The sequence below is a fragment of the Streptomyces gamaensis genome (assembly GCF_042656465.1).
Lineage (GTDB): Bacteria > Actinomycetota > Actinomycetes > Streptomycetales > Streptomycetaceae > Streptomyces > Streptomyces gamaensis.
This window is the reverse complement of record NZ_JBHSPB010000005.1, coordinates 361,520-382,175: the sequence shown is the minus strand read 5'-3', so window position 1 is coordinate 382,175 and position 20,656 is coordinate 361,520. Positions and strand designations below refer to the sequence as shown.

Here is a 20,656-nt window from a genome sequence, read left to right as displayed (position 1 = left end):
GTGCACAACCGGAGTGCGCTGCCTGGCGCTCCGACCCTAGAGGTGGGAACGGCGTCCTTCCGTCGGCCCGGGTTGACTCGTCACGCCGAAGGTTTACGGCACCCCGCTCCCCCTCAAGCCGCCCCGTCCGCCACCGCGTTGAGCAGGGAGATACCGGCGGCCGTCGGCGTGTGCAGGACCATGTTGCGGTGCCGGGCGGAGGCGGTCAGACCGGCCTGGCGCAGGACGGTGGCGTGTTCGCTGGCACTCGCGGGGGCGATGCCCGCGCGGGCGGCGAGCTGGGTGGTGGTCGAGCCGGGGTGTTCCGCGATGGTGCACAGCACCGTGGCGCGGGTGCGGCCCAGGAGGGCGGTGAGCCGGCGCGGCACCGTGCGGGGCGGGGGTGCGGCGGGGCGGGTGCTCACGATGGACGTGCCCGCGCTGTGCGCGGGGAAGGCCAGCCAGCGCTGCGGTTCGTCGCCCCCGGTGTCGAAGGGAAGGTCCGCCCCGGCGAGCGGCTGCCCGCTGAACGGCGAGGGGATCAGCAGGAGTCCGCGCCCGCCCAGGCCGACGTCGACCTCGCCGGGGTGGGCGACCTCCAGTACGGGCGGCCGCCACCGTACCCGTAAGGGGTCGAGGCAGGCGAGGAGCGCCCCGACGCCGCCGGCGGCCAGGCTCTGGACGCGTACGGCCCGGTCGGCGGAGGCCAGGGTGTCGATACGGGCCCACTGCGGGGTGATGACCTCCTCGTGGACCCACTCCAGCACCCCGAGGGTCTGCCGCAGCAGTCCCTGGCCGCCGCTGTCGATGCGCCGGGCCCACTCCACCAGGGCCTCGTTCTCCCCGGCCAGCGTGGCCACTTGCTCCCGGACCCACGGCACGGGCGTGGCGAGAACGCGCTCGATGGCCTCGCGCGGTGTGCCGGCGTCCGTGGGCGAGACGAGGAAGCCGGGGCCTCCGTTCATCTGCGGGACCTCGCCGATCAGATGCCGTACGCGGGGCAACAGCCTTTGGTAGAGCTTGCGTTGCCACGGCTCCATGGGGCGGGTGCCCGGGGACTGGGCAAGCAGCCAGGCCACCATGCCGGCTTCCAGCAGCGGGCGGGGCGTGTCCGCTACGCGGGTACGGGCGAGGTCCTCGGCGGTGAAGTGCATGCGCAGTACCACATGTCCCATTGTCCGGCTGTGCCGTTCTTCGGGCGACACCGAATCACGTCGATTGCCGGGGCTCACCGCCGCACCATGAAACCGTACGGTCCGGACGGCCTCTTCCCGGCTGCCCCGCAGGGGTCCCGGGGTTCCTCGCCCGCAACGGGGGTGGCGAGGAACGCCGGGCTCGGACGCCGGGGCCGGACGCCGGGGTCACAGTCCGCGCAGCCACTCCTCGGGGACCGCCCGCCGGGCCCGAGGGGTGCCGGTGCCGACGGTGACGACGTCGCGGGTCATCACCTCCTCGATCAGCCTGTGCCGCATGGCTGTTGTCCTCCTTGTCACGCTTGTCACGGTGCGGGGTTCGGGTACGGGAATCGGATGCGGGGGCCGGATCCGGGCGCGGGTCCGTCGGCCGGCTCAGGGCGCCGGCACGAGGAGGACCGGGCAGCGCGCGTGGTGGAGCAGCCCGTGCGTGACGGCCCCGAGTTGCAGGCCGAAACCGTGCCGGCGGCGATGGGCCGAGACGACCACGACGTCCGCCGCGGCGCTCTCCCCGGTCAGGGCCCGGGCCGCGCCCAGGCACACGGCGGCGGTGGTCACGGACACGTCCGCGTACTCGTCGCGCAGGAGCGAGACCGCGAACTCCGGTACGGCGTCGGCGGACTTCTCCAGCAGCCGGACGTCCTCCCAGCGCAGGCGTGCCGGGTTCACGTCGGCCGCGCCCGGGAAGTGCCAGGCGTGCACGACCTTCAGCACGGCCCCGCGGCGCCGGGCCTCCTCGAAGCCGTAGCGCAGGGCGGCGGCGTCGTTGTCGCTGGAGTAGCCGACGAGCACGGTGCCGTGCTGTTCGCCCGCGTCCCCGCGTACGACGAGCAGGGGGCTGACGGTGTGGGCGGCCACGCGCAGGGTCACCGAGCCCAGCAGCAGTCCGGAGAATCCGCCGTGGCCGCGGGTGCCGAGGACGGTCAGCACGGCGGTGCGTCCCGCGTGGACGAGGGCGGGGACCACGGGTTCGGCGGTCAGCGTGGTGACGGCCTCGGTCCCGGGGGCCGTCTCGCGCACGTGGCGGGCGGCCCGGTCGAGGGTCGCGCGGGCCGTGGCGTGCAGCGCTTCGGCGCTGCCGCCGTCCAGGGCGCACTCGGGGACCAGTGGGCGTCCCCATGGCAGCCCGCACAGGATCTCCAGCCCGGTGCGGCGCCGTTCGGCCTCCCGGACCGCCAGGTCGAGGGCGCGGTCGGCGGGCGCGGAGCCGTCGTAGCCGACCAGGACCCGGCCGCGGCCGGGGGTACCGGTCGGCGCGTCCTGGGGCAGGGTTCGTGTCGCGGCGGGCATCGGCTCCTCCTTCGTTCGGGAGACCCGGCCGTGCGGTCGCGGGGACCGGGTCGGCTTCCCGGAATCACGGCTTTGTCGCCGGCTCCAGCGTCGGCCCGCCCGGGGGCCCGGCCCGAGGGGCCGTACGGACTCTTCGGGGGGCCGTACGGCCCCGGCGTGTTCCCAAGTGCCCTTGTTTCACAGTCCGTTCACAGCTCCGAAATCCTACGGGCGTGCCCGCCGATCATCCGATAGCTCTAATCGGGGCCGGGTTTCCGCCACGGCGGCCGCGATGGCGCAAAGATTTCGCTCTGTATCGAGAGCACGGCTCCCGGGACGTGATGGCGCGTGGGAGCCCTGATCAAGGAGCACACTCATGTCCACTGTGTGGATGCGTCGTTGCGCGGTCGTGGCGGCCTCGGCCGCCCTGGCGTCCGGGGTCGCCGCTGCCGGGGGTACGGCGTTCGCCGCGGAGCAGGGCCACGGCCCTGCCGGCCACCTGCTGCACAACGCGGGCCACGACTCCGGCAAGCACAAGGGGGAGCCCGGCGTCAAGGGCGACCACGGCAAGCACGAGGGCCAGCAGAAGAAGGACGACTGCGACAAGGGCAAGAAGCAGGCCCCGCACGGCGATTGGGGCAAGGGCCTGGACAAGAAGCACGACCACTGGGACGCGAAGAAGAAGTGCTGGACGCGCTGGGACGCCGACTCGCGCGGCTGGGCGCACTGGGACGAGCACGAGCACTGCTGGAAGCGGATGTGCCACGGCCACTGGCAGAAGTGGGACGTCAAGCACAACTGCTGGAAGTGACCCGGGTTCAGCCGTACTTGTCACGGCAACTTGTCACGGCATAGTGGTCTCGACGGGGCCGTCCTCCTGCGAGGATGTCCCCGCACGGACTCCCCGGTGACGCTCTGAGCCGCGACACCGGGGGGCTCGGCGGCCCCCGGGCCGGGGCGGACAGGTTCTCCCCTTGTCCCCGTTCCCGTCGGGGCCGTTCCGGGCATCCCGTCGGGGGCCGGCCCGCACGCCGGCCCCCGACTCGCCTGCGCGGCGGGCGGGTTCGGCCCGCGCCCGGCCCCTCACCCGGCTTCCGGGTCGAGGCCCAGGCTCGTGAGGAAGGCCGCCGCGGCCGGTGAGGGGCGTGAGCGGCTCCACACCAGGCGCTCCACGCGCAGCGGCGCGTCCCGTACGGGCAGGACGCGCACTCCGGGCAGGTCGCGCGCGTAGGCGGCGGGCAGCATGGCGATGCCCAGTCCGTTGCGGACGACGCGGGCGAGCAGCTCGACCGCGCTGACCTCGAAGGCCACTTCGCGCCTCAGGCCGGCGGCGGCGAAGGCCTCCTCGGACTGGGCGCGGGCGAGCGTACCGGCGGCGAAGTCGACGAAGACCTCCCGGGAGAGACGGCGCAGGTCCACCCGCTCCTCGTCCGCGAGGGGGTGGCCGGGGGCGACGACGGCGACGAGTTCGTCCTGGGCGAGCTCGTGGTCGCGTACGCCCCTGGGGCGGAAGCCCGGCAGGACGCCGAGGAAGGCGAGGTCGAGGACGCCGTCGCGGACCTGCTCGACGAGCTGTTCGCTCGTCGTGGAGCGCAGGGTGATGTGCACGCGCGGGTGGTGCCGGCGGAACTCGCCGAGCGCGCCCGGCAGATCGACGGCGGCGACGGTGGTGATGGCGCCGATGGCGAGCCGGCCCCGGAGCTCCCCGGCGGCCGCGGCGACCTCGGCGCGGGCCCGTTCGGCGGCTTCGAGCGCCTGCCGGGCGGCGGGCAGGAACGCCTCACCGGCGGCGGTCAGCCGCACCCTGCGGCTGGTCCGTTCGAAGAGCCGGGAGCCCAACTCGCCCTCCAGGCGGGCTATCTGATGGCTGAGCGCGGACTGCACGACGTGGCAGCGCTCGGCGGCGCGCGTGAAGTTCGCCGTCTCCGCGACCGCGACGACGTAGCGCATCTGCTGCAACTCCATGCCCCGACCCTACGCGGATCCATCGCGTATCGCGATCGCTGGCATGACAACCATGTGTTGGACTCATCGATCACCGGCCGGGAGCCTGGATCCATGACGAACCAGCCTCTGTCGCCGGCGCGGCCGGCGCCCGACACCTCCCCGCCACCGGCCTCCGGCCGCCCCCGCCGCTCCCTGCTGACGCTCATGGCGGTCGCGACCGGTCTGTCGGTCTCCGGCAACTACTTCGCACAGCCCCTCCTGGAGCTCGTCAGCCGGGATCTCGGTATCGGCACCGGGCTCGCCGCCCTGGTCGTCACGGCCGGGCAGGCCGGTTACGCGCTCGGCCTGATCCTGCTGGTGCCGCTCGGCGACGTCGTCGACCGGCGGCGGCTGACCGTCGGCCTGTTCACGGCCACCGCGCTGTTCCTGGCGGTGACGGCCGCGGCGCCGACGGGCCCGGTACTGCTGGCGGGCACCGTGCTCACCGCGCTCGCCTCGACCGGCGCCCAGGTCGTCGTACCGCTCGCGGCCTCCCTCGCCTCCCCGGCGGAACGCGCCCGTACCGTCGGCTTCGTGATGTCCGGCATCCTCCTGGGCGGGCTGCTGGCCCGCACCGTCTCCGGCGGGCTCGCCTCCGCGGCCGACTGGCGCACGGTGTACTGGACGGGCTCGGTGCTGATGGCCGTCATGGCCGTTCTGCTGCACCGCTTCCTGCCCAGGCTGCGCACGGCGACGGCCGGACTGCGCTATCCGGCGCTGCTGGCCTCCACCGTGCGACTGCTGGGCCAGGAACGGGTGTTGCGGCGGCGCTCCCTGCTGGCCGCGCTCACGTTCAGCTCGTACAGCGTGCAGCTGACCTCGCTGACCTTCCTCCTGGCGCGGCCGCCGTACGGCTGGTCCGAGGCCGCCATCGGCCTGTTCGGCCTCGTCGGCGTGGTCGGGGTGGCGACGACACCCCTGGTGGCCCGGCTGGGGGACCGGGGACGCGCCCGCGCCGTGACCGGCGCCGGCACGGCACTGATGGCGGCGGGCTGGCTGCTGCTCCTGCCCGCCGGCTCCTCCCTGGTGTGGCTGGTCGTGGGCGTCGTCGCGATGAACGCGGCCCTGCAGTCCGTGCTCAACAGCAGCCAGACAGTCGTCTACGCCCTCCGCCCCGAAGCCCGCAACCGCGTCAACTCGGCCTTCATGACCTGCTACTTCATCGGCGGGGCGACAGGCTCGGCACTGGCGTCGGCGGTGTGGGCGTACGGCTCCTGGCCCATGGTGTGCGCACTGGGGGCGGGGCTGGCCGTGGTGTCGTTCCTGCTGTGGGCCCGCGAGACGGCGGACGGGGCGAGCGGTACGGGCGGCAGGGAGTACGCGGAGGCGGTGGGACGGGCGGCCCCGTCACGGCTCGGGTGACGGGGCCGCCCGCCCTCGCGGCCCGCCCCTCAGCCCCGCAGGTGTTCCCCTACGACCCGCACCGCGTGCCGGACGGCGGCGCGGGTCTCCTCGGTGTGGTCGAGGGTCTCGAAGCCGTGGTGCGCCTCCGGTACGTCGATCACTTCGACGGCGGCGTCGCAGTCCTCGGCGGCCTGGAGGAACTCCTCGACCATCGCGGCGATTTCGGGCATTTCCTGTCCCACGCGGATCAGGACGAAGGGCAGCTTCCCGGCGCCGCCCAGCACGGCGGCGGGGCGGAAGCGGGACGCGGCCATCCCCCAGCCCGGCAGCGGCGCGAGCACCGGATAGGTGGCCGCCACGCAGCGCAGCCACGGCGGGGGCGCCGCGAGCCAGTCCGCGGACAGCAGTCCGCCGCCCGAGAAGAACCACAGCGCGACGCGCTCCGCGTCCACGCGCGGGTCGGCCCGTACGAGTTCGACGGCCGCCGCGATGTCCTCGGCGGCGCGCGCGTGGTCGGTGAGGGCGTGCAGCCGGTGGTCGAGGGTCACGCCGACGAGGCCCTGGCTCGCGACGTACTGTCCGTAGCCGACGAACGTCGGCCAGTCGCGGGGCGTGGGCCGGGCTTCGGCCGGTACCGGCCCGCCGTGCACGAACACGATCGCCGGACGGGGGCCGTCCGCATCGGGGACGTACAGATCGACCCGGCCCTTCCGCTCCCTCGGCCGCTCCGGCACGTCCAGCAGGAACCGCCGCAGATGCGCGGGTTCCTCACGCCTCGGGGACAGCCGCCGCCCTTCCCCGGCGGCGGCCCGCAGCAGAATGTCGGCGAGTTCCTTGGGGGCGGCGAGCATCGGCCAGTGTCCGGTGCCGAGTTCGAAGAAACGGAACCGGGGGTGGGTGAGGGCCTGCACGCCCGGTTCGCCGAGGCCGAGCAGATTCTCGACGAGGGCGATGCTCGACCCGTTGCCGCCGCACAGGATGCCGGTCACGGGGACGTCGGCGGCGGCTGGGGGGAGCGGGAGCGGCTGGGTGAACGTCCGCAGTGGCTGCGGCACGGCCCGCCGGGCGAGCTGCTCCCGGGCCTCCTCGGGAACACCGTCGAGGCTGCCCCAGCGCGGCCACTCCTCCGCGGTGGGAGGAGCGACCGGCCCGTCGCCTCCCCGCGCGAGCCGCTCGCGGAACTCCTGGTCCGGCACGAGCGCGAGCGCCGGGACGCCGTCCTGCGGCAGGGCGGTGTCCACGGCGACGACCCGTACGACCCGCTCGGGCCGGAGCCCCGCGGCGGCGAGCATGGGGTGGACGCCGTAGCAGTGGCCGACGAGCACGACGTCGCCGTCCGCGATAGCGTCGACGGCGCGCACGACATCCTGGACGTGCGTCTGCAAGTCGACTGCGGACTCGCTGTACTGGCCACGGTCCCCCACCCCGGTGAGCTCCACGGCCTCCGCCCCGGCCCCGGCCTCCCGCAGCCGCTGGGCCACTGCCTCCCAGACCCACGCACCGGTGTGGGCGCCGGGTATCAGGACGAATGTGGTCATGTACGTCTCCTGTCCCCCGTGGGGTGCGCGGCCGTGCGGCCCAGTCGTGGCCGGGCCGGGTCACCCTCGATACGGGGTCAACTGTAGTCAGCCGCCCCATCGTTGTCCGGCGGGGGCCGGGGCCTCCCCGGGAGACTCGGGTGTCGGCTGTGGAAGCCCGGCAGCCGCCTCAGCGAGCCGGAGCAGTTGGGTGCCCGAACGTCTGCGGGGCAGGCCCGTGCTCGGTATTCTGGGGTGCCTGCGACTGGAGGTTCCATGACCGCATCGCCTGTCCCGCTTCCAGATGTCCCTCGCACGATCGGCGGGATCGCCCGATGGCTCCGCCCCGAGCTGCACGATCAGTTCTGGGAAGCCGTGCGCGCCATCCATGACGACGTGTCCGCCGGCATGCTGCTCGACGACTGGTGGCGCCAGGCTGTCATCGACACCGCGGGGAATGACACGACCAAGCGGGCCGCGCTTGAGGACGCCGCCGACCTGCAGCTCATCGCCTGGGCGAGCGAGGAGTCCGACGGCAGCGCCCTCACGCACGCGGAGGCCATGGCCGTTGTCGAGCGGGCACAGGCGTCGTGAGGTTCACGCTGATCTGGGCCAACAACACGGCCCGCAAGCTGCGCGAGTTACGGCAACGCGACGGTGAGCAGGCCGTCAAGCCGCTTGCCGACGCCATCAACGACCTGGCCCGTGACCCCCGGCCCACTGGTGCGACCCGCATGGGCGGTACAGAGAACTACCGGCTCCGCGTCGGCCCGTACCGGGCTCTGTACGGAGTCGACGGCAGGAACGTGGCTGTCACCATGCTGATGATCGGCAGCACCCCGTCCCGGTGACCCTGCCGCCGCCACCGGACCGCGCAGCGGCGGCAAGGTCCGCCCGGAATCGCGACCGCTACCGCACCGCCACCCCGTAGAACCCCCTCCCGAACGTGGCTGCCGCCAGGCGGTGGTTCGCCGGGTCGTAGGAGAGGTCGGTGACGGGGACGAGGGGGAGGCCGGAGCCCAGGCGTTGCCAGGTGGTGCCGGTGTTGGTGAAGACGCCCTGGTCCGTGGCGGCGTAGAGCGTGCCGTCGGGGGTGGGGACGACCGCGTTGACGGGGGCCTGGGGGAGGCCCGGGGAGAGGTCGGTCCAGGTGCGGCCCGCGTCGCGGGTGGTGAGCAGGTGGGGTTGGGGGGAGCCGGAGCGGTAGCCGGAGAGGGCGACGTAGGCGTGGGCCGCGTCGGCGGGGTCGACGGCGACGCGGGTCACCCAGGGCTGTCCGCCGAGGACTTGGGTCCAGTGCGCGCCGAGGTCGGGGCTCGTCCAGACGCGGCCGTCGTCGGTGCCCGCCCACAGCGTGCGGCCGTCGCCCCCGGCGGCCACCGTGCTGATGGTGCCGTAGGGGTAGGTGTCGCGTCCGGGGCCGCCGGTCAGGTCGGGGCTGATGGTCTGCCAGGTGCGGCCGGCGTCGGTGGAGCGGTTGAGGCGGTTGCCGCCGTAGTAGAGGATCCCGGGCCGCGCGGGGTCGAGTTGGACGGGGGTGAACCAGTTGCGGCGGTCGGCCGTCGTGGCGGCGGTGAAGGAGGTCATGGTGTCGCCGCCGTCGGTGGAGCGGGAGCATTCGCCGTACTGGTAGCAGGCGTAGACGCGGTTCTTGTCCTTCGGGTCGATGAGGTTCTGCAGTCCGTCCCCGCCGAGGTAGGTGTTGAAGCGGGCGCCGCCCCAGGAGCGTACGGAGCCGTTGTCCTGGGCACCGCCGGAGATCCGCCCGGGATCCTGCGGGGTGGTGGCGACGCTGTAGAGCTGGGTCCACGGCTCGTACACGGCCTTGGTCCAGCCGCTGTCGCCGCGCGCGTCGGAGCGGTAGACGCCGCCGTCGTTGCCGAGGTAGACGCGGCCGGGCCGGCGCGGGTCCCAGACCATGGCGTGCTGGTCGGCGTGCACGGCGTCGCCCTCCGCGCGCCAGCTCGTGCCGCCGTCGCCGGAGGTGAGCAGGGAGACTCCGGCGACGTGCAGGTGGTCGGCGCGTTCGGGGTCGACCCAGACCTTGCCGAACCACCACGCGTAGCCGCCCTGCGACTGTTTGAGGGCGGGGTCGTCGGGGAGGGCGGTCCAGCTGTCGCCGGCGTCGGCGGAGGTGCGGAAGGAGGTGAAGGCGCCGTCGGCGTCGCCGGTGATGGCGTAGAGGCGGCCGGGTTCGGAGGCGGCGGCGCCGAGGCCGATGCGTCCGAGGGCCGTGCCCGGCGCGGGGGCGGGCAGATCGAGGCGGTGCCAGGTGGTGCCGGAGTCGTCGGAGCGGTAGAGGCCGGAACCGGGCCCGCCGTAGGTGCGTTTGTCGGGTTCGCGGCGGCGGTCCCAGAGGACGGCGTAGAGGCGGTCGGGGTCGGCGGGGTCGTGACTCACGTCGACGGCGCCGGTGAACTCGCCCGGTACGTCCAGGACGCGCCGCCAGCTGCCGCCGGCGTCGGTGCTGAGGTAGACGCCCCGGTCGCCGCCCGGGGTGTACAGCGAGCCGGCGGCCGCGACGAGGACGCGGGCCGGGTCGCGCGGGTCGACGGCTATCGCCCCGACGGTGCCGGAGTCGCGCAGTCCGACGGGCTCCCAGTGCGTGCCGCGGTCGGTGGAGCGGTAGACGCCGGTGCCCTCGTAAGTGAGGCTGCCGCCACCGGGGTTGGGTTCGCCGGTGCCGACGTAGAGCGTACCGTCGGGGGCGACGGCGACGGCTCCCATGGCCTGGGTCGCGCTGTCGGGCCAGGCGGGCTCGAAGGTGCGGCCGGCGTCGGCGGAACGCCACAGTCCGCCGCTGGCGGCGGCCGCGTAGAGGGTGTCGGGCCGTTGCGGGTCGAGCGCGAGGGAGACGACGCGGCCGCCGATGTTGGCGGGGCCGAGGGGCTGCCACTGGCCGGGCGCCTCGGGCAGGGCGGCGGCCTGGGCGGCCGCGTCGGCGTAGGCGTGGCGCGGCAGCGGCTGTCCGGGGACGGCCTTCTGCAGATAGCTGTACTCGGCCGGGGCGGCCGGTCCACGCAGTCGGCCGACAGTGGCCGCGGGGGCAGAGGCGGCTGGGGACGCGGGGGCCGCGGGGGCGAGCAGCCCGGTGACGGTGACGGCCACGGCCGCAACAACGGCCGCGCGAAGAGTGCTCGGTCTCGTTCTTCCGGTAAGCATCACGAGGAGCAAGTGTCAGGTAACCGGGCCGAGAACAACAGTAGTTGACTGGTGTTTGCCTGTTCCGGCCCGGGCCGGGGTGCGCTGTACTGCGGGTACGGGGCAGTGGACCGTTGAGAAGAGGGAGGCAGCGACGGTGGGGACCGCAACCATACGCAGGCGCGCCGGTGGCGCACTGGCCGTGCTCGCGCTCGTCATCGCGGGAGCGACGGCCTGCGGCGGCACGGCCGACGAGTCGGACCCGGTGGCCGACGGCAAAGGGGCGGAGGCGGTCACCTCCGGGGTGACGTCCCGCCCGGCCCAGCTCGTCGTGGACGTCGCGGACGCGGCAGGGCTGCCGAAGCGGTTCCGTACCTCGGCGGAGAAACCCGGCGCTCCGCGGGGCGACGGCAAACTCCCGGACCTCACCGGCCTGGACGGTCTGCGCGCGGCCGGCAGCGCGGCCCCTTCCGCGCAGGGCCTCGTGGCCGTCGCGCACCGGCTCCCGGGCCGCACCGTCGATGTGGACCTGCGCCAGGAGACGCACCTGTTCGTCAACGGCATGGGCGTCAGCTGGTTCGGCCGCGACAACAACGCCAACCTCGACCTGGGCCACGCCGCCGTGCTGACGGCGGAGGACAAGGCCAAGGCCCTTCTCGCCCACGAGAGTTCGATCACCTTCGCCGACATCCCGAAGAAGTCCGTGCGGCAGGACGGGCCGGTGCGCGACCCGAAACGCGTCCAGAGCGAGGAGGAGACGGCGAGGGCGGCGGGCCTGGGCTATCTGCGGCTGACGGTCCCCGACCACCACCGTCCGCAGGACGAGGAGGTGGACCGCTTCGTCGCCTTCGTCCGCAAGCAGTCGCCCGACACGTGGCTGTACTTCCACTGCCGGGGCGGCAAGGGCCGTACCACGACCTTCATGGCGATGTACGACATGATGCGCAACGCCCAACGCGTCGGCTACGAGGACATCCTGCGCCGTCAGCAGCTCCTGGGCGGTACGGACCTGCTCGGCGCCGACGACACGGAGGGCGGCCAGGCCCTGGCCCGCAAGGAGTTCCTGCGCTCGTTCCACGCCTACGCCAGGACGAACACGGACGGCTTCGCCACGCCCTACAGCACGTGGGTGGCACACGGCGGCGCCTGACCCCGCGAGGATCTGCGGCATGACCCACCGCAGCACCCACCCCGTCACCGTCCGCAGGATCTACGACTCCCCCACCCCCGAGGACGGGCGGCGCGTCCTCGTCGACCGCGTCTGGCCACGCGGCCTGCGCAAGGAGGACGCGCACCTCGACGAGTGGCTCCGCGACGTCGCCCCCTCGACGGAGCTGCGCCAGTGGTACGGCCACGACCCGTCCCGCCGGGCGGAGTTCCGCGCACGCTATCTGACGGAACTCCGCGCACCGGACCGCGCCCGGGCCCTGGACCACCTGCGCGAACTCGCCGCCTCCGGTCCGCTGACGCTGCTGACGGCGACGCGGGACGTGGAGTACAGCCAGGCGGCGGTGCTCGTGGAGTGCGTGAAGAAGAAACGGCACGGTTGAGAGAGCTCAAGGGGCGGCGCCCGGGTCTTCCGCCGGGCGCCGTCCTGTGCTCGGATGTGACCATGCGTCAGGGATACGAGGGAACGGGACCCGGGGCGATCACCCCCGACGGCTGTGCCGTCGAACTCTACGAGCGGCTGCCGGTGGGCGACGAACCCGAGGTGATCGAGCGTGCCGTGCCCGCCGGGGCGTCACTGCTCGAACTCGGCTGCGGCACCGGCCGCATGACGCGCCCGCTGCTGCGCCGCGGCTTCACCGTCACGGCCGTCGACGAGTCCGCCGAGATGCTGGAACGGGTCCGGGGAGCCCGGACGGTCCGCAGCTCCATCGAGGCACTGCGGCTCGACGAACGGTTCGACGTGGTCCTGCTCGCGTCGTTCCTGGTGCACGGGGAGCCGCCGGTGCGCCGGGCGCTCCTGGACACCTGCCGCCGCCACGTCGAGGACGACGGCTGCGTCCTGATCCAGCGCGAACCGCACGACGCGCACGACAACGTCCCCCGTGAACGGAACATCCCCGGCGGCGTCGTACGCATCCTCTCCTCCGACCCCGTCGCCCCGGGCGTGGACGAGGTACGCGCGGAGTACGTCTTCGCGGACGCCCGCTGGACACAGACGTTCCGCTCCTGCCCGCTGGACAAGGAGCAGTTCGAGACCTCCTTGCGGGAGGCGGGGCTGGGGGTGGAGACGTATCTGACGGAGGACGGGACGTGGGTACGGGCGCGGCCGGCCGGCGGGCGCACCTGTCCGTAGCGGGCCGTGGCGCAGGGTGGCGGCATTGCGGTACTGCTCGCCGCAAGTACATCGGGCGGTGCAGACTCGGTACCGACAGGAAGGAACGACCGATGAGCGCACAGCCAGGCCGGCCGCACCAGCCGGATCGCGTACCGCGCAACGCCGAAGGCATCGCGGCAGCGCTGTCCGGAGAACGGCGGATGGAGTTCTACCGCCAGCTTCTCGCCGCCGCCCCGGAGGACGCGGAGGCGGTGCTGCGCCGGTGGTGGTGCGAAGCGATGCTGGACACCGACCCGGACGCCGATCGCATCACCCGGGCCGCCCTCGACGGCAGCCTGCCGACAGCCACCCTGGACGAGGTCGTCTCGCACCGACGGGAACTGGGACTGCCCGTCGACTGAACACGAGCCCGAAGGCCGGCCCTGCCACGTCTCCCACGACGTCCAGGCTCTCCTCCTCGACCAACAACGCCGCCTTCCGCTCGGCGTCGACGGGTCACTCGGTGTGGCCGAATACGTCGTCGTCGCCGACACCGACCAGCCGCATTGCGTACTGACCCGCGTCCAGCTCTACTGACATACGTCCCCCGGAATCGTGACCTGTGGCGCCCGACCGGTCCGGGAGCACCTCCTACGCGATGCGACAGACCTCAGCCGCCCCCCTCGTCGCCCGCCGGAAGGGCCGTCGGCTGTGGTCGTACGGGCAGTTGCTGCGCGGGGACGTACGCGGGCGCGGCCGGGGTGAGGGCCACGGTCTCCACGATGTCCGGTGGCCGGGGCGGTGCCGGGAGCAGACGGCGGACGAGCGGGTTGACGGAGGCCGTCGCCGCCAGCGCGGCGAGGAGCAGCACCGTGAAGGCGCGTTCGTCGATCAGGCCCGCCTCGCGGCCCATGGCCAGGATGACGACTTCGCTGAGCCCCTTGCTGGTGACGAGCACGCCCAGGGTCGCGGCCTCCCGCCAGGGCAGGTTCAGCAGCCACCCGGTCACGGCCGCGCCCGCGAACTTCCCGCCCCACGCCACCGCCAGGCACGCGGTCAACTCCAGTGCGCCGCCCGGGCCGAGCGTCCCCAGGTCGACGGAGAGTCCGGCGAGCGCGAAGAAGACGGGCACGAGCAGCGTCCCGGCCTGCCGCAGCGGGCCCTCGACGGTCTCGCGCAGTACGGGTTCGACCTCGCGCGGCATCACCAGCCCGAACGCGAACGCGCCGATCACGGCGTGCACGCCGAGCAAGGAGGTGCACCAGGAGGACAGCAGGACTCCGCTGCCGACGAGGAGGACGAGCGGGGCCGGCCGCCCCTGCCGGCGGGCGGGCCGGCACAGCAGCGCGCGCAGCGCCGGACGCACCACCGCCACCATGACCAGCGCGTAGCCCGCGATGAGCGCGAAGGTCATCGGCAGCCGGTCGTCGACCGGGCCCCGCACCGCGGTCAGTACGCCCACCACCGCGCACCACGCCACGACCTCGGTGAGCGCCCCGCAGGCGGTCGCCATCACCCCGGCCCGGCTGCGCTGCAGCCCGTTCTCGCCCACGATCCGCACCAGTACCGACAGCGCGCTCAGCGACAGCACCAGCCCGAGGAAGACCGCGAACAGCACGGGGGAGACCCCCGGGCGGACGATGCCCGGCCGTGCGGCCAGCAGCGCGGCCGCCAGCCCGAGCGCGAGCGTGAACGGGAGCAGCACCGAGGCTCCCGTGACGGCCAGTACGGCCCGGGCCCGGCCGCGCAGGGGTGTGAGGTCGAGCTCCCAGCCCGCCACGAACATGAACAGCGCGATGCCCACCTGCGCCACCACCGACAGGTGCTCGCGCACCCCTGGCGGGAACAGCTGCCCGGGCCAGTCCCCGGGCAGCAGTCCCAGCACGCTCGGCCCGAGCAGGACTCCGACGGCGATCTCCCCCACGACGGCGGGCTGCCGCAGCCGGGCCCGCAGCGGGGTGATCGCGACACCGGCGACCAGGACGACGGCGATGGCGGCCAGGACGGCGGCGTCCGCCGGGGAACTCTTCACGCGGGTCCCTTTCTGCGTCTATTGTCCCGACTGTCCTGACTCTAGGGAGAGTTGCACCTTCGGTGGCCGGTGCACGGAGCGCTCCACCCGATCGTGGGAATCGGCGCGCGGGAGGAGCGCGCCCGGCGGTCGACGGCAATCGACGGCATCCGACGCGACCGGATGTCGTGGTCTGCGGACCCGCCGTCACGGGTATCGGACACCCATGAAGCCCTGGGACAAACGGGACGACATGGTGGTGCACGAGGGGGAGCCGTTCAACGCGGAGGCTCCCGCGGCCGCGCTCGCGGCAGGGGTGGTGACCGAGGTCGACGGGTTCTACTGCCGCAATCACGGAACCGTGCCGGAGGAGGGGCCCGAGGAGTGGCGCCTGGTCGTGGACGGGCTGGTGCGGCAGGAGTTGCGGCTGTCGCTGGACGCGCTGCGGGGCGGGTTCGCGCGCTGCGAGGTCGTGGCGACACTGCAGTGCGCGGGGAACCACCGGGCCGGGCTGATGGACGTGCGGGACATCCCCGGCGAGATCCGCTGGGGTTCCGGTGCCATCTCCACCGCCCGGTGGACGGGGGTCCGCCTCGCGGACGTGCTGGAGCGCGCGGGCATCGAGGACGGGGCCGCGCACATCGCCTTCGAGGCACCCGACGTCGCCAAGGACGCCCTGCCGCCGCAGCCGTACGGCGCCTCCGTGCCGGTCGCCAAGGCGAGGTCCGGCGAGGTGCTGCTGGCCTGGGCGATGAACGGCCGGCCCCTGCCCCCGGTGCACGGGGCGCCACTGCGGGTGGTCGTGCCGGGCTGGATCGGGGCGCGCAGCGTCAAATGGGTGCGCCGGGTGACCGCGCGGGCGGAGCCGTCCACGAACTACTTCCAGGCCACCGCCTACCGGCTCCCGTCGGGAAGCGGCAGCATGCCGCTGGAGGCCGTGGCCGTCAACTGCGGGATCCTGCGGGCCGGCCGCGGCGAGGCCGTCGGCTACGCGTACGCCGGGGACGGGCGCGGGGTCGCCCGCGTCGAGGTGTCGGCGGACGGCGGGCACACCTGGACCCGGGCCGAACTCGACGCGCCGCCCGGCCCCTGGGCCTGGCAGCACTGGCGTGCCGCCGTACCGACGACGGCCGGCACGGAGCTCGTCGCGCGGGCCTGGGACTGCGACGGCACCCCGCAGCCACAGTGCGCGGCGGCGCTGTGGAACCCCAAGGGCTACGCCAACAACGCCTGGGCACGGATGCGCCTCTGAGCGGGCTCGGCGCAGGGCACTGTCAGACCCTTGCGGCACAGTGACCCTCATGGCATCGAAGACGAACGGAATCCGCCGGGCCCGGCTCCCCGAGGTGCGGCTGCCCCCACTGCGGCCGTACCCGGGCGGCGGGCTGGCGGTCGACGCGGACTACGACGGGCTGGAGTTCACGGATCTCGACCTGTCCGGGCAGAACGGGCGCGGCGCCTACTTCCTGGACTGCGCCCTGGCCCGGTGCGCGCTGGACGAGACCTCGCTGCGCAGGGCGCGGTTCGCCGACTGCCGTCTGACGGGCGTGCGCGGCGTCGGCACCGACCTCGCCGAGGCGTCTCTGCGGGACGTGGAAGTGCTCGACGCCCGGTTCGGCGGGCTCCAGCTGTCCGCCGCGGCGCTGGAGCGGGTCGTCGTGCGCGGCGGCAAGATCGACTTTTTGAATCTGCGCCAGGCCGGGCTGAGGGACGTGGTCTTCGAGGAGTGCGTGCTCGTCGAACCGGACTTCAGCGGGGCGGTGCTGGAGCGGGTGGCGTTCCGGGACTGCGTGCTGCGGCGTGCCGAGCTCAGCGGGGCCCGGCTGACGGACGTGGACCTGCGGGCGGCCGCCGAGCTGGACATCGCGCGCGGTATCGACCGGCTCTCCGGAGCGGTGATCAGCCCGTCCCAGCTGCTCGATCTCGCCCCTGCCTTCGCGGCGCAGCTGGGGGTGCGGGTCGAGGCGGAGACCGAGGGGGGTTGACGGAGTCCGGCGCGGTCCGGGCAGCGCCCGAGGGCGTGCGGGGGCTGTGCCGCGCGGGCGCTTCAGTTGAGGCCGGCGCGCTGCGAGGCGACCGCGGCCGCCAGGAGCCTTCGTACGGCGGCCAGTTGGGCCAGCAGGCGCGCGTGCCGGCGGGGGCCGGCGGCCAGTGCCGCGCGCGCTTGCAGTTCGGCGGCGTCGAGCCGCAGCTCGTAGGCCCACAGCGAGTGGGCCGGCCCGGCGGCCGGGCTGACGACGACCGTGGCCGGACCGTGGCCGTCGGCGCGGTCACGGACGCGGTCATGGGCGCGGTCGGCGCCGAGGGTATGGCCATGGGTGTCGGAGGTGGTCGGCATGATCGCTCCTGGAGGGATACGGAGGATGCCTGCCCGGCACGCCGGACGGGCGGTCCGCGCCCGGAGGACGGGGTGCGTCGGCCGGGAGCGGTGGATACTCCGGTTCTGCGGCGCGCGTCACGGGCGACGGCGGGACGGCTGGGGGCCGGGGCCCGGGGCCGGAGGGTGTCGGCGGGGGCTGCCCCGCCCCCTCGATCAACCCCCGTACCCCGCCCGTCACTTCCGGCGCCCGCAGGACATCGTCCGGGCGGCGGCCCGCAACGGTCTCGACGACGGCGTCCGGGGCCAGGTCCGCGAGAAAGGCGGCCGCGGCGAACGAGCGCTGCGGGCTGAACTGGCCCACGGGCAGATACAGCGGCCCGGGCAGCCGGGCCAGGCCCGCCGGGTCGAGGCGGTGCCGGCGCCAGCTCGCCCAGGTGGCGCGCAGCTCCGCGACGGCGCGTGACGCGTGGCGCGGCCGGCGTACGGCCGTCGGGTGGCGGCCGGTGACCAGCGCGGTGTAGGCGGCGAGCACCTGGTGGTCGGGCAGTTCCACGACACGGTCGTACTCGGCGGCGAAGGCCGGCTCGTGCTCCCACCACGACATGCCGCCCAGCCACACCGGTTCGACCAGCGTCAGGCTCGCCGTACGGTCCGGGTGGTGCAGTGCGAACAGCAGGGCAGCGGTGCAGCCGCCCGACGCGCCGAGGAGGTGGACGCGCTCGCGCCGGGCCCGCCCGGCGGCCGCCCGCACGTGCCGCAGTTCGTCCATCAGCCGGTACGTGCTCCCGGGATCCGCCTGGTACGCGGCGGCCCAGCCCAGCGTCTGCACGTCGTGGCCGGGCCCGAGGCCCCGGCGCAGCGGGGCGAAGAGACGGCGCGGGTCGGCCGGCGCGCCGCTGATGAGGACGACGGACTCCACTGCGGCCTCCCCACCCACTCCAGCCCCGCGTATCGCGGACGTCGTGTTCCGGAGATTGCTGTTTGTTCAACATCCTCCGCGGTCCCCTCGGGGCATATAGCCCTTTCGGGTGGGGAAGGGGGCGGGTGAAGCACCGGGTACGCGGGGCGGGCGGGGCACGGCCGGGACTGTGCGCCCCCGATGCCCGCGAGCGCCGGGGGCGCACCACGCGCCCGCCTCCCTCAATCCCTGCGGGAGAGATACAGGTTGGTGTGGTAGTACCCGTCCGCCTCCTTGCCGGCCGGGTCCTCACCCACCGCCTGGACCGCCCGCAGCGCGCTGCGCTGCTCCGCCGGGTCGGTGAACAGCCGCTGCGGGTACGTCCGTGTCGCGTCCCGCTCCGTGATCAGTCCGTATTCGGCCAGGCAGGCCGCGATCGGCTCGTACGGCACCGCGCGCAGGACGAACGCCGCCACCCATACGGGGCTGCGGACGTGCGCCAGCAGCGCCCCGAACGTGCGCTGCGTGATGTACCCGACCCCGCCCGTCACCGTGATCAGGCCGGTGTCCGCGAGGGCCTGCCGCAGGCGCGGGCTCGGCTCGGCCGCCTCCAGGTTCTCGGCGAACCCGTCCGTCACCAGGCCGACCTCGCGGGCGTAGCGGATCGCGTGGGACGAGGCGTCCAGACCGAGGACGGGGACCGCGTCGGCGCGGCGGCGCGCGGCGTAGAACTCCCGGTCCCCGGCGATCAGTTCCTCGGTCGTGCACTCCTGGACCTCGGGAGCGGTGTAGTGCGCGTACAGCTCGTCCAGGGTCAGATGGTGGTTGAGCAGAGCGGCGTTGATCCCGTACGAGCAGCACAGGTCGAGCACCGCGACCGGTCCGTGGGCGCCGTTGAGCGAGGTGCGCTGCGCGTGCACGCGCCGGAAGACCTCCTGGGCGTGGTGCGGGATCCGGTACTCCAGTGGCGCGAGTCTGCGGAAGTACGGACGGGGATCGCGTTGGTCGTACACGTCGTCGAAGCAGCTCTTGCCCGGAATGGTCATGGAACGCCCCCTTCCACGGCGGAGCACCGGTCCAACGGTGGTCGGTGCGACGTAAGTTGTAGCGGACACTGGCCTGAACCGAACAGGGCGCCCGCCTCGGCGATCCGTCGCGTCCACGGGAGCGCGCGCGGAAGACGGAGCGGGTACGGGCCGCCGCGCTCCGGCGCTGCACTGCTGGTTCCCGGGCCGCTACCGGTCGAACCGGGACGAACCCGAGAACCCCCGGAATACCGCGACCGCGACCCGCTACCGTGAGCCCGGCACACCCACCAACATGCCTGCATTCACACGGAGTTGATGGATGAGACGACAGTTCGGGACCGTACTCGCGACCGCCGGCGTCCTGGCCGCGACGGCGGCCGGCCCGGCGCAGGCCGCCCCCTCCGGCAGCCTCCCCGGCGGCGTCCCCGGCGCGGCGGACGGCCGTCCCCCCGCCACCGCGGAGATCTTCGCCACCAACAGCACCGCGACCATCACGGACCCCGCCGACCCCCGGCTGCGCACCCGGCTCACCCGCTTCGACCGCGAGGTCCGGGGCGTCATCCGGGCCAACGGCGCGCACGCGGGCCGCTCGACCCTGCTGGACGGCGTGTACTGGTCGACGGAGCACCGCACGACGACGTACGAGCGCTCGCGGGAGTTCGACGTCGGCGCGGTGAGCCCGGCGGGGCTGCGCCACATCGCCGCCGTCCTGGCCAAGCGGTACCACCAGGAGTCCGTCCTGACCTTCCGCCGCCTGCCGCGCTCCTCGCCGCAGGCGAACGCCGTCGATATCGAGGCGCCCGGAGTGACCGCGCGCGGGCTGCGCGCCGCCCTGGCCGCCGACCCCGCCGCCCGGCGGCGGCTCGGCGGCGGCTCGGTCACCGTCGACAGCGGCAGGCTCGTCCTGATAGCGCCCCGCAAGGACCTCGCCCTGGCCCGTAAGTTCACGGCCCGGCTCGGGGTGCGGTGGAAGAACGTGACCTTGCGCTACGGCGCGGAGGAGTTCGTCGGCGCCGGCTGACGCGCGGCGGCCCCGGCCCCGAGCCCGGCCGTGGCGGGGCCGGGGCCGCTCACGCGCGGTCCAGCGGCCGCTCCAGCCACGCCACATCCCAGAACGCGCCGAACTTCCGGCCCACTTGCTCCAGCACCCCCGCCGGGCGGAACCCGAAGCGCTCGTGCAGCTTCATCGAGGCCGCGTTGGGCTGGGTGATCCCCGCGTACGCGCGGTGCACGTCCTCGCCGGCCAGCGCCTCGAACAGGGCCGTGTACAGCAGACCGCCGACCCCGCGGCCGGTGTGCTCGGGAGCGAGGTACACGCTCGTCTCCACCGAGGTCTCGTACGCCTGCTTCGGCCGGAACGCGCTGCTCGTGGCGTAGCCGAGCACCGTCTCCCCCGCCTCGGCGCGCTCCACGGCGACCAGCAGCCGGTGCCGGCCCGTGGGCGGGTGCTCCTCCAGCCACGCGCGGCGGTCCTCGGGAGTCAGCGGCGCGATGTCGAAGGTGATCGGGGTGTGGACCACATAGTGGTTGTAGATCTCGGTGAGCCGGGCGAGGTCGGCCTCCACCCCGGGACGGACCCGTATGTCCGCCCGTACCCCGGTACGGGTGTCCGTCTGGCTGTCGCGCATCACTGCTCTCTTCGCTCCCTTCCTGGCACTTCCGGCACTCTTGGCACTTCTGGCACTCCGGCGGCGGACGCTACCCGGC

Annotated in this window: 21 protein-coding genes; 11 read left to right on the top strand and 10 right to left on the bottom strand. The window is 74.0% G+C overall.

The window, feature by feature from the left end; translation table 11 throughout:
- Window positions 1-113: 113 nt before the first annotated feature.
- Both ACFP1Z_RS11125 and ACFP1Z_RS11120 read right to left on the bottom strand, forming a co-directional pair.
- On the bottom strand, window positions 114-1,154 hold the full coding sequence (locus tag ACFP1Z_RS11125) for an ArsR/SmtB family transcription factor (protein ID WP_390315874.1): 1,041 nt from the start codon (window positions 1,152-1,154) through the stop codon (window positions 114-116).
- 393 nt (window positions 1,155-1,547) lie between these two features.
- Entirely contained in the window at window positions 1,548-2,462 is a 915-nt protein-coding gene (locus tag ACFP1Z_RS11120; protein ID WP_390315873.1) for a universal stress protein, read from the bottom strand.
- 355 nt (window positions 2,463-2,817) lie between these two features.
- Here ACFP1Z_RS11120 and ACFP1Z_RS11115 point away from each other — a divergent pair, with 355 nt between their 5' ends.
- Window positions 2,818-3,252, top strand: a complete 435-nt coding sequence (locus tag ACFP1Z_RS11115) for a hypothetical protein (RefSeq protein WP_390315872.1) — start codon at window positions 2,818-2,820, stop codon at window positions 3,250-3,252.
- A 272-nt stretch (window positions 3,253-3,524) separates the two neighbouring features.
- Here ACFP1Z_RS11115 and ACFP1Z_RS11110 read toward each other — a convergent pair whose 3' ends face one another.
- The gene (locus ACFP1Z_RS11110; RefSeq protein WP_390315871.1) at window positions 3,525-4,406 is read right to left on the bottom strand and encodes a LysR family transcriptional regulator; all 882 of its coding nucleotides are present in this window, start codon (window positions 4,404-4,406) and stop codon (window positions 3,525-3,527) included.
- Between the two features lie 93 nt (window positions 4,407-4,499).
- Here ACFP1Z_RS11110 and ACFP1Z_RS11105 point away from each other — a divergent pair, with 93 nt between their 5' ends.
- Window positions 4,500-5,789 carry an MFS transporter gene (locus tag ACFP1Z_RS11105; RefSeq protein ID WP_390315870.1) on the top strand — a complete coding sequence of 430 codons (1,290 nt, stop codon included), beginning with the start codon at window positions 4,500-4,502 and terminating at the stop codon, window positions 5,787-5,789.
- Between the two features lie 29 nt (window positions 5,790-5,818).
- Here ACFP1Z_RS11105 and ACFP1Z_RS11100 read toward each other — a convergent pair whose 3' ends face one another.
- Window positions 5,819-7,309: an alpha/beta hydrolase gene (locus tag ACFP1Z_RS11100; RefSeq protein ID WP_390315869.1), complete on the bottom strand. Its 1,491-nt coding sequence runs from the start codon at window positions 7,307-7,309 to the stop codon at window positions 5,819-5,821.
- Window positions 7,310-7,564: 255 nt separating this feature from the next.
- Between ACFP1Z_RS11100 and ACFP1Z_RS11095 the strand changes: the two genes are divergently transcribed.
- Window positions 7,565-7,882 carry a hypothetical protein gene (locus ACFP1Z_RS11095; protein ID WP_390315868.1) on the top strand — a complete coding sequence of 106 codons (318 nt, stop codon included), beginning with the start codon at window positions 7,565-7,567 and terminating at the stop codon, window positions 7,880-7,882.
- A complete protein-coding gene (locus tag ACFP1Z_RS11090; protein WP_390315867.1) occupies window positions 7,879-8,139 on the top strand; it encodes a type II toxin-antitoxin system RelE family toxin in 261 nt (86 codons plus the stop codon). The genes ACFP1Z_RS11095 and ACFP1Z_RS11090 overlap by 4 nt, the downstream gene beginning before the upstream one ends.
- Before the next feature lie 58 nt (window positions 8,140-8,197).
- On the opposite strand, the gene ACFP1Z_RS11085 is transcribed toward ACFP1Z_RS11090, so the two are convergent.
- The gene (locus ACFP1Z_RS11085) at window positions 8,198-10,396 is read right to left on the bottom strand and encodes a VPS10 domain-containing protein (RefSeq protein ID WP_390315866.1); all 2,199 of its coding nucleotides are present in this window, start codon (window positions 10,394-10,396) and stop codon (window positions 8,198-8,200) included.
- A 190-nt stretch (window positions 10,397-10,586) separates the two neighbouring features.
- Between ACFP1Z_RS11085 and ACFP1Z_RS11080 the strand changes: the two genes are divergently transcribed.
- The 4 genes from ACFP1Z_RS11080 (at window position 10,587) to ACFP1Z_RS11065 (ending at window position 13,114) form a co-directional block, all read left to right on the top strand.
- Window positions 10,587-11,579: a phosphatase domain-containing protein gene (locus ACFP1Z_RS11080; protein WP_390315865.1), complete on the top strand. Its 993-nt coding sequence runs from the start codon at window positions 10,587-10,589 to the stop codon at window positions 11,577-11,579.
- Window positions 11,580-11,598: 19 nt separating this feature from the next.
- Window positions 11,599-11,979, top strand: a complete 381-nt coding sequence (locus tag ACFP1Z_RS11075; RefSeq protein WP_390315864.1) for a DUF488 domain-containing protein — start codon at window positions 11,599-11,601, stop codon at window positions 11,977-11,979.
- Window positions 11,980-12,041: 62 nt separating this feature from the next.
- The gene (locus ACFP1Z_RS11070; RefSeq protein ID WP_390315863.1) at window positions 12,042-12,731 is read left to right on the top strand and encodes a class I SAM-dependent methyltransferase; all 690 of its coding nucleotides are present in this window, start codon (window positions 12,042-12,044) and stop codon (window positions 12,729-12,731) included.
- Between the two features lie 92 nt (window positions 12,732-12,823).
- Window positions 12,824-13,114: a hypothetical protein gene (locus ACFP1Z_RS11065; protein WP_390315862.1), complete on the top strand. Its 291-nt coding sequence runs from the start codon at window positions 12,824-12,826 to the stop codon at window positions 13,112-13,114.
- 248 nt (window positions 13,115-13,362) lie between these two features.
- Here the strand turns inward: ACFP1Z_RS11065 and ACFP1Z_RS11060 are convergent, their stop codons facing one another.
- The gene (locus ACFP1Z_RS11060; RefSeq protein WP_390315861.1) at window positions 13,363-14,724 is read right to left on the bottom strand and encodes a cation:proton antiporter; all 1,362 of its coding nucleotides are present in this window, start codon (window positions 14,722-14,724) and stop codon (window positions 13,363-13,365) included.
- Window positions 14,725-14,929: 205 nt separating this feature from the next.
- Here ACFP1Z_RS11060 and ACFP1Z_RS11055 point away from each other — a divergent pair, with 205 nt between their 5' ends.
- Both ACFP1Z_RS11055 and ACFP1Z_RS11050 read left to right on the top strand, forming a co-directional pair.
- Window positions 14,930-15,955, top strand: coding sequence for a sulfite oxidase (locus ACFP1Z_RS11055; RefSeq protein WP_390315860.1), 1,026 nt, complete (start codon window positions 14,930-14,932; stop codon window positions 15,953-15,955).
- A 49-nt stretch (window positions 15,956-16,004) separates the two neighbouring features.
- Window positions 16,005-16,688 carry a pentapeptide repeat-containing protein gene (locus ACFP1Z_RS11050; protein WP_390315859.1) on the top strand — a complete coding sequence of 228 codons (684 nt, stop codon included), beginning with the start codon at window positions 16,005-16,007 and terminating at the stop codon, window positions 16,686-16,688.
- A 62-nt stretch (window positions 16,689-16,750) separates the two neighbouring features.
- Here ACFP1Z_RS11050 and ACFP1Z_RS11045 read toward each other — a convergent pair whose 3' ends face one another.
- The 3 genes from ACFP1Z_RS11045 to ACFP1Z_RS11035 all read right to left on the bottom strand — a co-directional run bounded on the left by ACFP1Z_RS11045 (window position 16,751) and on the right by ACFP1Z_RS11035 (window position 18,967).
- Window positions 16,751-17,041, bottom strand: a complete 291-nt coding sequence (locus ACFP1Z_RS11045) for a hypothetical protein (protein ID WP_390315858.1) — start codon at window positions 17,039-17,041, stop codon at window positions 16,751-16,753.
- Window positions 16,986-17,942 carry an alpha/beta fold hydrolase gene (locus ACFP1Z_RS11040; RefSeq protein ID WP_390315857.1) on the bottom strand — a complete coding sequence of 319 codons (957 nt, stop codon included), beginning with the start codon at window positions 17,940-17,942 and terminating at the stop codon, window positions 16,986-16,988. Before ACFP1Z_RS11040 ends, ACFP1Z_RS11045 begins: the two co-directional genes overlap by 56 nt.
- A gap of 221 nt (window positions 17,943-18,163) precedes the next feature.
- Window positions 18,164-18,967: a hypothetical protein gene (locus ACFP1Z_RS11035; RefSeq protein WP_390315856.1), complete on the bottom strand. Its 804-nt coding sequence runs from the start codon at window positions 18,965-18,967 to the stop codon at window positions 18,164-18,166.
- A gap of 301 nt (window positions 18,968-19,268) precedes the next feature.
- On the opposite strand from ACFP1Z_RS11035, the gene ACFP1Z_RS11030 reads away from it, so the two are divergent.
- A complete protein-coding gene (locus ACFP1Z_RS11030; protein WP_390315855.1) occupies window positions 19,269-19,970 on the top strand; it encodes a hypothetical protein in 702 nt (233 codons plus the stop codon).
- 49 nt (window positions 19,971-20,019) lie between these two features.
- On the opposite strand, the gene ACFP1Z_RS11025 is transcribed toward ACFP1Z_RS11030, so the two are convergent.
- Window positions 20,020-20,577: a GNAT family N-acetyltransferase gene (locus ACFP1Z_RS11025; protein ID WP_390315854.1), complete on the bottom strand. Its 558-nt coding sequence runs from the start codon at window positions 20,575-20,577 to the stop codon at window positions 20,020-20,022.
- Between the last annotated feature and the right edge of the window lie 79 nt (window positions 20,578-20,656).

Excerpts from the sequence above, each read along its gene's own strand:
- ACFP1Z_RS11125 (WP_390315874.1), bottom strand. The coding sequence starts at position 1,154 with ATGGGACATGTGGTACTGCGCATGCACTTCACCGCCGAGGACCTCGCC.
- ACFP1Z_RS11120 (WP_390315873.1), bottom strand. The coding sequence starts at position 2,462 with ATGCCCGCCGCGACACGAACCCTGCCCCAGGACGCGCCGACCGGTACC.
- ACFP1Z_RS11115 (WP_390315872.1), top strand. The coding sequence starts at position 2,818 with ATGTCCACTGTGTGGATGCGTCGTTGCGCGGTCGTGGCGGCCTCGGCC.
- ACFP1Z_RS11110 (WP_390315871.1), bottom strand. The coding sequence starts at position 4,406 with ATGGAGTTGCAGCAGATGCGCTACGTCGTCGCGGTCGCGGAGACGGCG.
- ACFP1Z_RS11105 (WP_390315870.1), top strand. The coding sequence starts at position 4,500 with ATGACGAACCAGCCTCTGTCGCCGGCGCGGCCGGCGCCCGACACCTCC.
- ACFP1Z_RS11100 (WP_390315869.1), bottom strand. The coding sequence starts at position 7,309 with ATGACCACATTCGTCCTGATACCCGGCGCCCACACCGGTGCGTGGGTC.
- ACFP1Z_RS11095 (WP_390315868.1), top strand. The coding sequence starts at position 7,565 with ATGACCGCATCGCCTGTCCCGCTTCCAGATGTCCCTCGCACGATCGGC.
- ACFP1Z_RS11075 (WP_390315864.1), top strand. The coding sequence starts at position 11,599 with ATGACCCACCGCAGCACCCACCCCGTCACCGTCCGCAGGATCTACGAC.
- ACFP1Z_RS11070 (WP_390315863.1), top strand. The coding sequence starts at position 12,042 with ATGCGTCAGGGATACGAGGGAACGGGACCCGGGGCGATCACCCCCGAC.
- ACFP1Z_RS11065 (WP_390315862.1), top strand. The coding sequence starts at position 12,824 with ATGAGCGCACAGCCAGGCCGGCCGCACCAGCCGGATCGCGTACCGCGC.
- ACFP1Z_RS11055 (WP_390315860.1), top strand. The coding sequence starts at position 14,930 with ATGAAGCCCTGGGACAAACGGGACGACATGGTGGTGCACGAGGGGGAG.
- ACFP1Z_RS11050 (WP_390315859.1), top strand. The coding sequence starts at position 16,005 with ATGGCATCGAAGACGAACGGAATCCGCCGGGCCCGGCTCCCCGAGGTG.
- ACFP1Z_RS11045 (WP_390315858.1), bottom strand. The coding sequence starts at position 17,041 with ATGCCGACCACCTCCGACACCCATGGCCATACCCTCGGCGCCGACCGC.
- ACFP1Z_RS11035 (WP_390315856.1), bottom strand. The coding sequence starts at position 18,967 with ATGACCATTCCGGGCAAGAGCTGCTTCGACGACGTGTACGACCAACGC.
- ACFP1Z_RS11030 (WP_390315855.1), top strand. The coding sequence starts at position 19,269 with ATGAGACGACAGTTCGGGACCGTACTCGCGACCGCCGGCGTCCTGGCC.
- ACFP1Z_RS11025 (WP_390315854.1), bottom strand. The coding sequence starts at position 20,577 with ATGCGCGACAGCCAGACGGACACCCGTACCGGGGTACGGGCGGACATA.